11 protein-coding genes are annotated in these 15,172 nt (G+C 38.9%); 8 read left to right on the top strand and 3 right to left on the bottom strand.

Translation table 11 applies throughout. The annotated features are described in order from the left end of the window. Nucleotides 1-184: 184 nt before the first annotated feature. Nucleotides 185-1,576 (bottom strand): MATE family efflux transporter, encoded by a 1,392-nt coding sequence (locus tag C9I86_RS05110; RefSeq protein WP_080157342.1) that lies wholly within the window; start codon nucleotides 1,574-1,576, stop codon nucleotides 185-187. 125 nt (nucleotides 1,577-1,701) lie between these two features. Between C9I86_RS05110 and C9I86_RS05105 the strand changes: the two genes are divergently transcribed. The 3 genes from C9I86_RS05105 (at nucleotide 1,702) to C9I86_RS05095 (ending at nucleotide 4,220) form a co-directional block, all read left to right on the top strand. Next, nucleotides 1,702-2,562, top strand: coding sequence for an AraC family transcriptional regulator (locus C9I86_RS05105; protein WP_107275819.1), 861 nt, complete (start codon nucleotides 1,702-1,704; stop codon nucleotides 2,560-2,562). A 123-nt stretch (nucleotides 2,563-2,685) separates the two neighbouring features. Then, nucleotides 2,686-3,660 carry a zinc transporter ZntB gene (locus tag C9I86_RS05100; RefSeq protein WP_080157338.1) on the top strand — a complete coding sequence of 325 codons (975 nt, stop codon included), beginning with the start codon at nucleotides 2,686-2,688 and terminating at the stop codon, nucleotides 3,658-3,660. A 104-nt stretch (nucleotides 3,661-3,764) separates the two neighbouring features. Continuing rightward, on the top strand, nucleotides 3,765-4,220 hold the full coding sequence (locus C9I86_RS05095; protein WP_080157335.1) for a TerB family tellurite resistance protein: 456 nt from the start codon (nucleotides 3,765-3,767) through the stop codon (nucleotides 4,218-4,220). 110 nt (nucleotides 4,221-4,330) lie between these two features. Here the strand turns inward: C9I86_RS05095 and C9I86_RS05090 are convergent, their stop codons facing one another. Next, a complete protein-coding gene (locus C9I86_RS05090; RefSeq protein WP_107275818.1) occupies nucleotides 4,331-6,730 on the bottom strand; it encodes a helicase-related protein in 2,400 nt (799 codons plus the stop codon). 198 nt (nucleotides 6,731-6,928) lie between these two features. Between C9I86_RS05090 and C9I86_RS05085 the strand changes: the two genes are divergently transcribed. The 4 genes from C9I86_RS05085 (at nucleotide 6,929) to C9I86_RS05070 (ending at nucleotide 12,642) form a co-directional block, all read left to right on the top strand. Then, complete coding sequence (locus C9I86_RS05085) at nucleotides 6,929-7,825, top strand: 1,4-dihydroxy-2-naphthoyl-CoA synthase (protein ID WP_107275817.1); 897 nt, start codon at nucleotides 6,929-6,931, stop codon at nucleotides 7,823-7,825. A 291-nt stretch (nucleotides 7,826-8,116) separates the two neighbouring features. Then, complete coding sequence (locus tag C9I86_RS05080) at nucleotides 8,117-9,805, top strand: NAD-dependent malic enzyme (protein ID WP_107275816.1); 1,689 nt, start codon at nucleotides 8,117-8,119, stop codon at nucleotides 9,803-9,805. A 199-nt stretch (nucleotides 9,806-10,004) separates the two neighbouring features. Continuing rightward, nucleotides 10,005-10,775 (top strand): vancomycin high temperature exclusion protein, encoded by a 771-nt coding sequence (locus tag C9I86_RS05075; protein WP_107275815.1) that lies wholly within the window; start codon nucleotides 10,005-10,007, stop codon nucleotides 10,773-10,775. Nucleotides 10,776-11,271: 496 nt separating this feature from the next. Continuing rightward, nucleotides 11,272-12,642 carry a DASS family sodium-coupled anion symporter gene (locus C9I86_RS05070; RefSeq protein ID WP_107275814.1) on the top strand — a complete coding sequence of 457 codons (1,371 nt, stop codon included), beginning with the start codon at nucleotides 11,272-11,274 and terminating at the stop codon, nucleotides 12,640-12,642. 75 nt (nucleotides 12,643-12,717) lie between these two features. Here the strand turns inward: C9I86_RS05070 and C9I86_RS05065 are convergent, their stop codons facing one another. Beyond that, nucleotides 12,718-13,116 (bottom strand): hypothetical protein, encoded by a 399-nt coding sequence (locus tag C9I86_RS05065; RefSeq protein ID WP_080157325.1) that lies wholly within the window; start codon nucleotides 13,114-13,116, stop codon nucleotides 12,718-12,720. Between the two features lie 1,004 nt (nucleotides 13,117-14,120). Here C9I86_RS05065 and C9I86_RS05060 point away from each other — a divergent pair. Continuing rightward, nucleotides 14,121-15,074 carry a TerC family protein gene (locus tag C9I86_RS05060; RefSeq protein ID WP_080157323.1) on the top strand — a complete coding sequence of 318 codons (954 nt, stop codon included), beginning with the start codon at nucleotides 14,121-14,123 and terminating at the stop codon, nucleotides 15,072-15,074. The last annotated feature ends 98 nt before the right edge of the window (nucleotides 15,075-15,172 follow it).

The following is a 15,172-nucleotide window of genomic DNA, read 5'->3' as shown; positions in this document are numbered from 1 at the left end:
ATACAACAATACTATCGGTATAACTTGGCGATTCGAAATTTTGTTAATTCTATCACAAATGAAACGGTGTGAGATCCGCTTAAAAGACAATTACTCATAACGACCTAATCAGCCATAAAAAAAGCCCATTTGTTGGCATTCAAATGGGCAAAATTTTATTTATAAACAGTATGTTTACAAACAATTACACCGATACTAATACTTGGTCAGTATCATTAATCAAATTAGCTAGCCACTTACGACCTCGAATACGATAAGTCGTCAGTGCAACTTTCACTACTTCCTCAGCTAAAATAGCGGTTAACACCCAATGTAAAGGCCACCCCAGAAAAATGCCGGTAAAGATAGCCAAAGGAATACCCACACCCCACTGACCGAACAAATCAATGAAAATGCTGAATTTGATATCGCCACCGCTGCGCAATACCCCCCCAATACCCACCATATTAAACACTTTTAAAAATAGCCCCAGCGCAAGCACCATGGTGACATTTAATGACATAGCTAAATTCGGTGTATCTGCCCGTTGGAGCCACAGACTTACAGTGTCACTTGCGAGCCAAATTGAAATACCCAACACAAAAGCCATCGACACACTCAACCCAATAAAGAACCATGATTGATGCCAAGCCCGTTGGTAATTCTCAGCGCCTAATTCATGCCCTAAAATAGTCGAAGCGGCCACGGCAAAACCGATAAAAGCAGAAATCAATACGCCCTCAATCGGTGCAAGTAGGCTAATGATTGCTAATTCAGTGACACCTAACTGAGCAAAAATAATACTGTAAACCAAAACACCCATCGCCCAACCTGCATCATGAATGATCATTGGTAATGCAATGGTTAAATAACGTTTACGCGCTTGAGGTGTTTTTGCTGTTTCGATATCAATCGCTAACGGCAGAATTTCACGATGTCGGTAATAAGTCACAGCTAATAAAATTACTGTTTGAATACCGCGTGAAATCGTTGTTCCTAATGCGGCTCCAGCAACCCCCATTTCAGGGAAACCATATAGGCCAAAAATAAATAGCGCATTTAACGTCGCGTTTAATAGCACAGCCACTAAACCGACATAGGTTGGCATTTTTGCTTCACCAACAGCACGTAAAGCCGCCTCTAAAGGCACGACAATCGCAGTAAAAATGATGCTCCAACCACAAACGTACAAATAGTCTTTAGCATGTACAACAAAATCAGCCTGATCGCTAATAACGCTAACAATTTGTTGTGGAAATAAACGATAGATAATCGCAAAAGGTAACGTAAAAACAATCGCACACACCCAAGATTGCAATAAGGTGCGACGCACACCGTCCATTCTGCCAGCGCCAAAATATTGAGCAGCTAATACTCCAACGGCACCACTGACACCAACCACCAGCAATAAGTTAAAAAAGAAGATACGGTTACCTATACCCACGGCAGCGACTGGCGATTCACCCAGTTTTGACACCATTAGTACATCGACTAACCCCAGTAATGCGAACAACATTGACTGCATCGAAACCGGTAATGCCAACCGCCACGTTTTTTGCCAAAAAATTCTATCTGCTGATGTGCGCCATGTCGTCATAGTTAAATACTCAATTAACGGTTACCTTGTGATAATGATCATACCTAGTGTTGTTAATTTACGGTTATTCTAAGCAATCAAAAACGTTTGCCAAACTATCAACTTTAATCAAAAAGGATTTTATAATGGCATGGTTTGAACATTTAAATATTTCACCACAATGCCACTCCATCATTATTGACCAAGTGCAATCATTAGCCTTGGAACAAAAGCACATCATTCAGTGTGGCATTAATTATGGTAAAGAAGCATTTACTCTTTACCGTCGTAACCCTGACATGCACATGTTGCTATTTACCCTCAAAGGCCGCGGAATACTTAACACTCCAGCCAAGCAATGGGATTTGCAACCCGATCATGTGATTTATGTGCCACCAGGGTATGAGAATGGATTTGATATCAATCCCAACGAGAATCATGATCTTATTTGGGATATGGCGTGGGTTATGCTTGAACAACAAAGTTATTGGGATCAGCGCTTACCTCATGAGATAACTTATTATCCAACCCAATCAGGCTCATTATTATTTCAAACTATCGGTTGTCTCCAACAAGCACTGTGTTTGGGCTATCCCCTTGCGGATCAACTTTCGGCAAATATCACTGAACAACTGTGCCTATTGGTTGCTAACCGTACTTCGCCTCATTCACCATTAGCATTACAACGTTTAGAGCGTGTATTTCAGCATGCAAAACAGCAATTACACCACCCATGGCAAGTAAAAGATCTAGCTGCACTGTATCCATGTTCTGAACCACATTTACACCGTTTATGTCAGCAATATTATAGCCAAGCCCCTATGGCACGTTTAACGCACTTACGCATGGAACATGCCGCCGGTTTATTAACCACCACTTCCTGGCCAATTCAACATATTAGTGACTTTTGTGGTTATCCAAACCCAACTAATTTTAGTACCCGTTTTAAAAGCTGGAGTTCTTTTAGCCCACGTCAATTCAGATCACGGTTTCAGAGTGAATCTTAAGCATCAACAGCTCAATCAATAACCATCAAATATTTTATTTTCTATCGATGACTTATATCGGTTAAGCTTATAGTCATAAAATAAATAAGACTTAAGTACTTAGTGCTCTAAAAGGGACCCTCCATGCCAAATTGTTTTGCTTACTGTTATCAACTTAATGGCGATCATTCCAAACCCGCACTGACCCTTGATAAAATTAATAACTGGCAATCCACTGATGGTCTACTTTGGCTGCATCTCGACTATACCCAACCACAAGCACAGCAATGGATTCAACAAAGTCAGCTACCTGATATCGAAAAGGACTCCCTGACCAATGATCGTGAACGGCCACGATTAAACCAAACCAAAGATGGGTTCTTCTTAGCATTACGTGGTATAGATATTGATAAAAACACCCAAAATAAACCGTCAGACAGTATGGTTTCTATTCGTGGCTATTTTACTAAAAACTTGATTGTTACCACGTCAAACCAGCCTATTGTCGCTATTTCACGTATAGCCGATCATATTGAAGGTGGCTTTGGCCCCACAACTATTGGTAACTTTATTTTAAGCTTATGTGATCATTTGGTAAGTCATAAAATGACGGTGATTGATACCATTGATGAACAATTGACCGAGCTTGAAGAGCAAGTCATGACGGATAGCGATATGAACTTACGTAATAATATCGCTGTATTACGTCGTGAAACAGTAAAGTTACGTCATTCAATGACACCTCAACGTGATGCATTAGCTAAATTAATAACCATAGAGACACCACTACTATCTCTGGCGGAACGTCAAAAAATTCATGAAGTAGATGAAAAAATCAGTCATGCGCTTGATGATCTTAATGCTATTCGCGAACGTGCTAATGTAACCCAAGAAGAGTTAATGAGTCTGCAATCAGAAGCATTAAATCAACGACTATACTTCCTCTCACTTATTACCACGGTATTCTTGCCGCTAGGATTTTTAACAGGTTTATTTGGGGTTAACCTTGACGGTATTCCCGGTGCAGAAGATCATTTGTCATTTTCAATCTTCTGTGGATTATTAGTTGGCGTATTGATTCTGCAACTCGCATTATTTTATCGTCGAAAATGGATATAACAGATAAAACTGCAAACGTATTTTTAGTGGCTTTTATTTTTATCGTATATCGATATAAACTTAGGTATTAGTTATACGTAATTATCATCAGAATAAGGGCTACAATGTTTTCAACATTACGAACTTTGTTTAGACAAGTTATGAATGAAAGTGCCAGCGCTGGCGCAGTAGATACACCCACACTTAATTTAGCGATGGCGTCATTGTTATGTGAAGTGGCAAATGCCGATCATGATCGTGACCCGCGTGAAGAACAAGCAAAAGTGCAGCTACTGATTAAATTACTTGATACCACAGAAGAACAAGCAACGGTATTACTGAGCCAAGCACAACAACAAAGCCAGCAATCTATTTCTTTATATGAATTTACTAATAAACTACGCGAATTATCACAACCACAACGTTATCAATTAATTGAAGCAATGTGGCAAGTTGCCTATGCTGATGGCGTAATAGATCCTTTAGAAGAAGCGGTGATCAGACAGGTGTCTGATTTGATCTATTTAGATCACTCTGAGTATATTCGCGCCAAGCTCAATGCGGGTAAATTAGCCTCATAATTTCTGTATGCTTTCCATATAACGCCTTACTTCTCTTATGATCAATCAAAACACTACCACGGTAGAAATTTGCTACCGTGGTTGTTTTTATGCTGATTTATCTCGTCCTATCAATGAATATCAATAGTTCGACTCGCTTTCTTATATTTAATTCGCCATCCTTGCCAACGTGGTAACTCCCATCGCTTAGGATCTTGTTTACGATTTCCATGAAGATAATGCGCAATCACGGTTTTTCGGCTGATCTGATATTCAATACGGAGCTCAAAATCATTTAAATTCACACTGTGTGGATATTGATTGTCAAACTCTTCGCGTTCCCATTCAGGAATACCATTAAATACAAAATCGTCGGCACTGAACAAAGCAATATCATCAATTGTTTCAATTCCAATATCTGCAATCTGTTGTGATAACCATTCAGTCACCTCAACAATTTCAGGTTTGCGCTGACAAATATCAGCTTGATAACGTCCTAATCCAAGGTACAAATTCCATTGGTGTATATCTGTCGTTAAGCGTGCCGCTAATCCTGCTAAAACTTCGTTAGCTAAAATCAAATCGACAATAGCTGTACTGGCTGCTGCACCACTAACATCTTGCCATTGGGTATCAATCACCCGCCCTGCATAAATTCGTTCAATTGCCGTTTGAAAATGGCCTGCACTGGTTTCAATGGTTTGTCCGTATTGATTTTCACCGAGATCAAGCGCTACTATTTGTGACAACGTCACAGGTGCGATACATGTGGCTAAGACTAGGTTTTGTTTAACACCCTTACCCGGTAAAGCAAATTGGTCAAATACCACCGCAGCCTCTGCCATTTGATCATGTTCTATTGCAAATAAAGTATCACGACTAAGTGTCACTTCATTAAAACCATTACCTAAAGCTTGTCGACGCCGTTCCCGACGTACATAAACCAGCTCTGGCACTGCCGTCATAACAGCATCAATCCACGGCTGACGACGAAAGGCACTAGCAGCTTCAAGTTGCGGTAATTGCAGTACTTCTCGCATTTTAGATGCCAATAGTCGTGCTTCTGTGCGCATATTGTCATCAACGGTTAGCCATTCGGGTACAACATCTGCCCTTACCATTTTAATTAACGCTGTCGCATCACAATATTGTTGCCCTAACCATAAAAATAACGCCTGTTGATCTTGTTCTGACTTAGGAGGCTGCCACAGTTTTTGCGGAATCGATAATGCAGCAGCTAAGTCAACCATAGCTTCTTGATGACGGCGCTCAGGCATTGCAGTAATCAAATGGGCAAATAAACTATCAATCGGTAATTGATACAAACGTCGCCCATAATCGGTCACCACTTCATCATCCGTTACCGCTTTCATCGTTTGTAATGTTTGAAACGCACTCATTAACGTTTTTTCTGGCAAATGATCAATAAACGCTAATTGTGAAAATTTAGCCTCGCAGCACAACGCGGCTAAATAGGGTTCAACTAACTCTTCACGTTGTAATTCTGCGGGCGTTAATCGCTCAAGTGGTGCAGATTTGCCATATAAACGCAGACAAACACCATCTTTCACGCGACCTGCGCGACCTTTACGTTGCTCAGCACTTGCTTTTGAAATGGCATGTAATGCTAATACAGTACGACCATTACGCTGGTGGGTTCGACGCTCTAACCCTGAGTCAATAATGAGTGTAACACCCGGAATAGTCAGTGATGTTTCAGCAACATTGGTCGCCAAAATAATACGTTGTTTCTTACTTGCGGTTAGCGCCCGTTGGCGTTCATCATCGGTAACAGAGGCATGCAATGGAATTACATCTACCGCACCTGCGGCAACCGCATCAGCAAAATAACGTCGAAGCGCTTGAGTTGCTGCGGTAATTTCCTTTCTGCCGGGTAAAAATACTAAGATATCTTGATGATCACGATAATACTGACTGGTTAACTTAACGATCCGTTGTTCCAAATGTTCATTGCTGGGCATGGTTTGAGTATCAGCCGCATGATGACAAACATTCACCATAAAATTACGCCCTGTCGCATGCAAATGCGTGGCACCTAAATACGTCACTAAACGTTGGCTATCCATTGTCGCCGAGGTGGCAACTAAACGATGACTTTGGCGCTGTTTTAAAAGAGCGAGCAGTAAATCGGTATCCCAACGACGTTCATGAAATTCATCAATGATCACCGTATCAAACAAAGCTAACTGATCATCACTTAACCAACGTAATGCAACCCCCGGTGTCGCAAAGATCACTTGAGTATCTGCATCAAAATGTTGTTCAAAACGAATCGCATAGCCAACGGATATCTGCTGGGGATTAGCAACATCAGTGGTTAAATATTCAGCTAATGATGTACAAGCCACTCGTCGCGGTTCAACCACTAATACTCGGCCTAATTCGGCAGCCCACAAGGGTAAACGGGTTGATTTTCCAGATCCGGTTTCAGCCTCTACCACAATGTGTTGCTGAGATAATGCGACTAAAAAATCGGACTTAATACTATCAATAGGCAATGAAGCGTACATAATTCAATCTATTACTGATTCTGACGTGGTTATTGTGACAATATTCAGCGATGTTGTCATTGACTAGCCTTGATAGTTGTTGATTCCATAAACAATCAACACTAATTTTCAGTAAATATGTCAGTTTACCGCTACAATAATTGACTTTTTGCTGTAACTCCCTAGCCTTACAGCATCAACTTATGGAGGCTGTGCCGTATGACTAGCAAAACCATTTTTAACCCTGAATTATGGGAAGCCGTTCCAGGCTTTAACTTTGAAGACATCACTTACCATCGTGCTAAAGCGCATGGAACAGTACGTATTGCCATTGATCGTCCTGATTGCTTAAATGCCTTTCGCCCAAAAACTGTCGATGAACTTTACACAGCACTTGATCATGCTCGTCAATGGTCAGATGTAGGTTGCGTATTAATTACCGGTAACGGCCCATCTCATAAAGGACAGTGGTCTTTCTCATCGGGTGGCGATCAACGTATTCGTGGTAAAGATGGCTACAAATATGAAGGTGCTGAAGAAGGTACTGCTGATGTTGCTCGTATGGGTCGTTTGCATATCCTTGAAGTGCAACGTCTTATTCGCTTTATGCCAAAAGTCGTGATTGCAGTTGTTCCTGGCTGGGCTGTTGGTGGCGGTCATAGTCTGCATGTTGTTTGTGACTTAACTCTTGCCTCTAAAGAGCACGCGGTATTTAAACAAACCGATCCTGATGTGGCATCATTTGATTCTGGTTATGGCTCTGCATACTTAGCGAAAATGATCGGCCAAAAACGTGCGCGTGAAATCTTCTTCTGTGGCTTTAACTACAATGCGCAAGAAGCTTATGATATGGGTATGGTTAACAAAGTGGTTGATCACTTTGAGCTTGAAGAAGAAGCACTACGTTGGGCGAAAGAAATTAACAGTAAATCACCAACTGCAATGCGTATGCTTAAATATGGCTTTAACTTACCAGACGATGGTTTAGTCGGTCAGCAATTATTTGCAGGTGAAGCAACCCGTTTAGCTTATGGCACCGCAGAAGCACAAGAAGGTCGTGATGCTTTCTTAGAAAAACGCGATCAAGATTTCAGCAAATTCCCTTGGCATTATTGATGCGCATTACAAAAAATAGTAACAAGATGATCTTATTGCGTTAGTAACACAGATACATATCTCATCTTATAAGCAAAAGCTCTTATTCAAGGGCTTTTATTTTGTCCAAATTATTAGTTGCCATAAAAAACAGGCCTATTTTTGCTTATTAATAAAATAAACATCAGAAACATGACCGCTTTCTCGAAATAAATCACTCTACCCTTTGAATTATCAACGATGAAGTTCTAGCATTAGCAGCATAGAAATTCTCAGTCCAGTTTCTGGCTTAATCGCAACAGAGTTTATCGTATGAACAATAATAAAAGACCTCTATATATTCCTTACGCCGGCCCAATACTCCTTGAGACGCCATTACTAAATAAAGGCAGTGCTTTCTCTATTGAAGAGCGCATGTTTTTCAACCTAGAAGGTCTTCTTCCTGAAGCTATCGAGTCAATAGAAGAACAAACTGAACGTGCTTACCAGCAATATCAGAAATTTGATAACGACATGGATAAGCATATTTACTTACGCAATATCCAAGACACCAATGAAACGCTTTTCTACCGTCTTGTAGAAAACCATATCACAGAAATGATGCCGATTATTTATACACCAACGGTTGGTTCTGCCTGTGAAGATTTCTCAAATATCTACCGCCGCGGCCGTGGTTTATTTATTTCTTACCCAAACCGCGATCGCATTGAAGACATGCTAAACAACGCTTCTCGCCAAAACGTGAAAGTAATTGTTGTTACTGATGGCGAACGTATTCTTGGTTTAGGCGATCAGGGCATCGGTGGTATGGGTATTCCTATCGGTAAACTTTCTCTTTACACCGCTTGTGGTGGCATTAGCCCTGCTTACACATTACCTGTTGTACTAGATGTTGGTACCAATAACCCACAACGCCTTTCAGATCCAATGTACATGGGTTGGCGACACGCGCGTATTACAGGAGTGGAGTATGACAACTTTGTTGATGATTTCATTCAAGCAGTTAAACACCGTTGGCCTGAAGCATTAATCCAGTTTGAAGATTTCGCTCAAAAAAATGCGATGCCATTACTTGAACGCTATAAAGATAAAGTATGTTGCTTTAACGATGATATTCAAGGTACTGCTGCTGTGACTGTTGGTTCATTATTAGCAGCATGTAAAGCAGCTGGCACCAAATTATCTGATCAACGTGTGACATTCTTAGGTGCAGGCTCTGCTGGTTGTGGTATTGCTGAAGCTATTATTGCTCAAATGGTCGCTGGTGGTATTACTGATGCACAAGCGCGTAGCCAAGTATTTATGGTGGATCGTTGGGGCTTATTAGTTGAGAACATGCCTAACTTACTCAACTTCCAACAAGCCTTAGTGCAAAAGAATACTAATATTGAAGATTGGGAACTATCTGATACCAATATTTCATTATTGGATGTTATGCGTAATGCTAAACCAACAGTGCTAATTGGTGTGTCAGGCGTTCCAGGGCTATTTAGCGAAGAAGTTATTCGTGAAATGTATGCTCATTGCCCTCGCCCAATTATTTTCCCATTATCAAACCCAACTAGCCGTGTTGAGGCAACACCGTTTGATCTCATTCATTGGACTGAAGGTAATGCATTGGTCGCAACAGGCTCACCGTTTGATCCTGTCGTTTACGAAGGCAAAACTTACCCAATCGTTCAATGTAATAATAGCTACATTTTCCCAGGTATTGGTTTAGGCGTTCTGGCTGTTAATGCGCGTCGTGTTACCAGTGAAATGCTAATGGAAAGTAGCCGCGCGCTTGCGGAGTGTTCACCATTAGCGATTCACGGTAAAGGTCCACTGCTTCCAGGGCTTGAGGATATTCAAAAAGTATCCCGTAAAATTGCTTTTGCGGTTGCCAAAAAAGCGGTTGAACAACACAAAGCACCTAAAAATTCTGATGAACGTATTCGTGAGAAAATTGATGCTAACTTCTGGCAATCAGAATACCGCCGTTACAAGCGTACCTCATTTTAACTAACCGTTAATTTGTCACTAACATTCGAAGTATTGAATAATGCTTCGAATGTTTATTTCGAGCAGTTTAACGCATGATATCGCGCACAAAACATACAAACCGTCATGATTGAAGCTTACGTTTGGGCTTTTTTAAACAAAAACATCATTTATTAAGGTAAGATATTAATAAAGCATTATATTTTTTTATTGGATAATTATGAAACTGCTCAACATAATTCGCATTACTGCAGTTCTCTTTATCATCTTTGTTGCCACGTTATTATTACTTGATCGTTGGGTTTCAGTACAAACAGCAAACCAAATTTACCACGATCCAGCAAAACTGCCTGATTATAATGTTGGATTGGTTTTAGGCACCAGTAAATACATAGCTAAAACACTCAATCCTTATTATACCTACCGCATGTCTGCTGCCGTCGATTTATATAACAAGCATAAAGTTGATGTTTTCTTAGTCAGTGGTGATAACGCACATCGTTCGTACAATGAGCCTCGTACAATGAAGCGCGACTTATTAAAGGCTGGTGTAGCTAAAAATGAAATAGTGCTAGATTATGCTGGCTTTCGTACCCTTGACTCTGTTGTTCGAGCAAAAGAAGTCTTTGATACTAATCGTTTTGTTATTATTACTCAGCAGTTTCATTGTGAACGTGCATTATTTATTGCCAATCACTATAATATCAACGCAAGCTGTTTAGCTGTTAAAGAGCCTCGCCGTGGTATGGCAAGTTTTAAAATTCGTGTACGTGAAGTGTTTGCTCGCATAAAAGCAATGATTGATTTGTTTATATTACATGTGCAACCTAAATTCTTAGGCCCCAAAGAACCCATCATTGATCCATTAATTACCGCGCCTGTGGAACATATTCTTGCACCAATAACTGATCAGGCTCCAATTAAAATAATCGTCCCCTCTGCCGCGATAAAAACAATTTCACCACCACCAGCATTAAAAACTGAACATTAAAAAAGCCAGACCCGTACTCATGAGGTATCTGGCTTTTAATCAGTCTTTTATTAAACTATTTGACTGACTTTATTTCTATTATTCATATTATCAAAAACCCGCTGTCGAACACATTTCATATGCTCTTGCGCTTCTCTATGAATTTTTTTAGTTAAGCTGATCTTTTTTTCTTTCATTATCCACTAGTCTTTATACTAATAAGCACTCCATTGCAGTACCTATAATAGCATAGCCTAGATCGCGCAGCACTAGTTATCTTAAGCCAAATTATATAACGCTAAAAAGCATTATTTCAGCAATATATAGCTTCCAGAAAATACAACCCAGCACATTAAAAGCCACATAAAGATCACAATACACACAAATAATCAACAAACACGCCTTATTAATATACTTTCATCACATTCATACTACCGTAACCCATCGTATGATCACTTCCGCTTACTAAAAGCTAACTATAAAAATAATGTAGTCTCAACATATGGAAGATTCACCTATGACAACACTTGCTCTTACACTCAAACATTGGCTATTCAATAGGAATAGTTTAATTCTGATTGGCAATAGTTTAATGATGTTTATACTCATCAATACATTACCTTTTGAACGTAATGTTGTGATTGGTTTAAGCATATTATTCTTCGTTGCTGTAATGTGGTTGACTGAAGCCATCCATGTCAGTATTACAGCCCTACTCGTTCCACTGCTCGCTGTAGGGTTCGGTGTTTTTGATACATCTAAAGCATTAACGAGCTTTTCAAATCCAATCATATTCCTATTCTTAGGTGGATTTGCACTTGCAGCAGCATTACATAAACAGCAACTCGACCAAGTAATTGCAGATAAAGTGCTGATTGCAGCCAAAGGGCGTATGTCTGTGGCTGTATTTATGTTGTTTGGTGTAACTGCTGGATTATCAATGTGGATCAGTAATACCGCCACCACAGCGATGATGCTGCCACTCGTATTAGGTGTCTTAAGCAAGGTCAATACAAAAAGTGGCCATAAGACCTATGTTTTTGTGTTATTAGGTACAGCTTATTGTGCCAGTATTGGCGGTATCGCAACCATTGTTGGTAGTCCACCGAACGCTATTGCTGCCGCTGAAGTGGGTTTAAGTTTTACTGAGTGGATGGCCTTTGGCGTTCCCGTTACTATTATTCTATTACCACTCACTGTCACACTGCTATACATCATCTTAAAGCCAGATCTAAACCATCAGTTTGAACTTGATCATACTCCCATTCAATGGAGTAATGGTAAGCTAATCACAATGGCTATTTTCATGGTGACCGTGGCCTTATGGATCTTCAGTAAACCCATAAATACCTTTTTAGGCGGCTATGCTAAATTTGACACCTTGGTTGCTTTAAGTGCCATCATCATGCTTGCGGTATCTAGAGTTGTTGAATGGAAAGATATAAAGAATTCAACCGATTGGGGCGTATTATTACTGTTCGGAGGTGGCATTTGTTTAAGTAACATACTTAAAGTAACGGGAACAAGTGTCTTCCTTGCCACAGCACTCAGTGACATGCTACATCAAGCAGGGCTTCTACTCACTATTCTTGGAGTAGCTATTTTTGTAGTTTTTCTTACTGAGTTTGCGAGTAATACGGCAAGTGCCGCATTATTGGTCCCAGTTTTTGCAACCGTAGCTGAAGCGCTAGGTGTATCACCCATTGTATTATCAGCATTAATTGCTATCAGTGCGTCTTGTGCGTTTATGCTACCAGTTGCCACACCACCCAATGCGATTGTGTTTAGTACCGGTTATATAAAGCAAAGTGAAATGATGCGAGTTGGACTTTATTTAAATATTGTTTGTATTATATTTTTAACTGTATTTACATGGCTATTTTGGTAAATCGACCAATAACTGCATAATATACTGAAAAATAAGAAAGGTGACATAAACCGTCACCTTTTTTTATGCGTTATTTTAATCGAGAATAAATAATAGCTGTTCCGTATTGTCTTTGACGAAGTCAACTGTTCCTTTTATTTCACTTTTTAATTCAATTAATTGTTGTTCTTCAAGCGAGTATGGAAGATAAACGACAAGCCGCATAATACCTTCTTGTTTTGCTAAAGAGGACAATCGAATTAAATTATTAATATCACTTGTATGGCTTGATAATATTTTTAATGCTTTTTTTTCTAGTCGCTCAGCACAAGATAAATTATTTTTACCCATTGTTTTTACTGTCGCTTCAAATAAAGGAATTAAATATTTTAAAGCGTCCATAAATGATAAACGTTGCTGGCATGATTTAGATAGAAACTCCGTGTAATCAAAAATCACATCCTTTTCTATGGCTTTATCAACGATTGTTTCCATAGCTATCCTTAGTCAGAAACATAATATTCATTTAAATATCATTAGTGGAACTACCTAATGTAATCACTATACGTTGATATCAATTCTAATTGTATATTTCACAATTAAAGTCTGTGATGAATATCTCATTCTATTTACACTTAAATTCACAAAAACACAATAAAAACAAATATTTAACAAAACGATCACAGTTAATACTTTATAAATAACTCTATATCTATAAAATCATTCTATACTTACAATAAATCGTTACTAGCAATAATTCCTCTTATCTCTGCCAAACAATTTATAGCAACATCACCACTAATAAATAAGCAATCATTCAATAATCTAACATCATATGATTATTCTTAACCTACTCCCTGCTGTAAGTAAAACATCCTTTATTGGCACCAATAATTTTATAATTGATTACATTTAATAAACTCACCACCTTACGAGTGTGAAACATCACCAATTATTATTAACAACCTAAAATAATGATTTTCACCACCCCAATAAAACGGTAATTTATTCACCATATTGATAATTAATTGCTTCAAATTAACGCTTTTTTAAATCTTATGTAAAATTAACCATAAAAACGACTGGAAACTTATGGGCTACAAGTCTAAAATTGCCTCGTTTGGGGAGTAGTCACAATTGTTCGCCTGTCGTCATCTCGAAGTCACAAACTTCCGGCAGCCGTGAATGGATTTGCTCGCAGTAACTTTTTGTCTGCAATAGACACCACTGCCAGCACCATTTTGACGAGACCAATGCCATTATCGTTTACATATAAATGTATTCGAACCTATGCAACATAATTGCATGGGTTTTTTTAATGTGCGGAAGGTTTTGTTTAGGCTCGCCTATGGCATACCTTTCGTATTTTATTCTATGCAATAACATATTGTTATGATTACTGTTTCATTTAATTCGATTTTTATAAATATCATTAAATAAACAATAAAACTAATAGCAATAAATTATCGCACTAGATATTTATATAAAGAGAGAACTCTATGAGTATTTTTAGTTATGAAGGGTTTGCTGTATTAACAGTATTAATGTTTGCACTCGATCTGTATCAAACACGTGGTGGTAAAATATCGATTAAAACAGCCGCACTTTGGAGTGTTTTTTGGGTATGTTTAGCTCTTATTTTTATGGGCTTTATTTACCTATACTGGCCTCAAATGGCACCAGAGAGTACATATACAAATAAACAAGCAGCAACATCATTTATTACTGGCTACTTATTAGAGAAATCGTTAAGTGTTGATAACTTATTTGTTTTTGCATTAATCTTTGGCCAATTTGCCGTACCTGAACGTCTACGTCCTCGTATTCTTATGCTGGGTATTGTCGGTGCACTCTTCCTACGTGCTGGTATGATTGGTGTTGGCGCAAAACTATTGGCTGATTATCATTGGATCCTATACATCTTTGCTGTTTTCTTACTTTATACTGGTTTTAAACTATGGCGCGAAGGTGAAGAAGAACAGGAAGATTTCTCAGATTCAGCACCAGTGCGTATTGTGAAGCGCTTCTTTAGAGTCTCTGATGATTATCATGATCATAAAATGTTTATTAAAGACAGTAAAGGTTGGCTTGCAACACCACTATTAGTTGTCGTCGCAGTTATCTCACTAACCGATGTGATGTTTGCACTGGACTCAATTCCTGCAATTTTCGCCGTTACCCAAGAAGCATTCTTAGTCTTTACAGCTAATGTGTTTGCCCTACTGGGTTTACGTTCACTGTATTTCGTATTGGAAGGCATGTTGACTCGTTTCTGCTATTTACGCGTCGCTTTAGCATTTATACTGAGTTTTATTGGTATCAAAATGCTACTTGTTGGTTCACCATATGCGATTCCAACAGTGATTTCACTTTGTGTGATCATTCTTTCTATTACGATTGCTATCAGTGCATCGCTATGGAAAACACGTAATATTGAAACAACTGAACAATAATCACTGCTGATTACTGATTAAATAAAAAATGCCACTGCTAACTAAAAATGATAACCAGTGGCATTTTTATTCTTTACTTTATCACTACTAACTATTCA

It is taken from the genome of Photobacterium sp. NCIMB 13483 (genome assembly GCF_003025475.1).
Classification (GTDB): Bacteria; Pseudomonadota; Gammaproteobacteria; order Enterobacterales; family Vibrionaceae; genus Photobacterium; species Photobacterium piscicola.
The sequence above is the reverse complement of the archived record's forward strand: the minus strand, read 5'-3'. Positions and strand labels throughout refer to the sequence as shown.

Coding starts and splice junctions, on each gene's coding strand:
- C9I86_RS05110 (WP_080157342.1), bottom strand. CDS start 1,576: ATGACGACATGGCGCACATCAGCAGATAGAATTTTTTGGCAAAAAACG.
- C9I86_RS05105 (WP_107275819.1), top strand. CDS start 1,702: ATGGCATGGTTTGAACATTTAAATATTTCACCACAATGCCACTCCATC.
- C9I86_RS05100 (WP_080157338.1), top strand. CDS start 2,686: ATGCCAAATTGTTTTGCTTACTGTTATCAACTTAATGGCGATCATTCC.
- C9I86_RS05095 (WP_080157335.1), top strand. CDS start 3,765: ATGTTTTCAACATTACGAACTTTGTTTAGACAAGTTATGAATGAAAGT.
- C9I86_RS05090 (WP_107275818.1), bottom strand. CDS start 6,730: ATGTACGCTTCATTGCCTATTGATAGTATTAAGTCCGATTTTTTAGTC.
- C9I86_RS05085 (WP_107275817.1), top strand. CDS start 6,929: ATGACTAGCAAAACCATTTTTAACCCTGAATTATGGGAAGCCGTTCCA.
- C9I86_RS05080 (WP_107275816.1), top strand. CDS start 8,117: ATGAACAATAATAAAAGACCTCTATATATTCCTTACGCCGGCCCAATA.
- C9I86_RS05075 (WP_107275815.1), top strand. CDS start 10,005: ATGAAACTGCTCAACATAATTCGCATTACTGCAGTTCTCTTTATCATC.
- C9I86_RS05070 (WP_107275814.1), top strand. CDS start 11,272: ATGACAACACTTGCTCTTACACTCAAACATTGGCTATTCAATAGGAAT.
- C9I86_RS05065 (WP_080157325.1), bottom strand. CDS start 13,116: ATGGAAACAATCGTTGATAAAGCCATAGAAAAGGATGTGATTTTTGAT.
- C9I86_RS05060 (WP_080157323.1), top strand. CDS start 14,121: ATGAGTATTTTTAGTTATGAAGGGTTTGCTGTATTAACAGTATTAATG.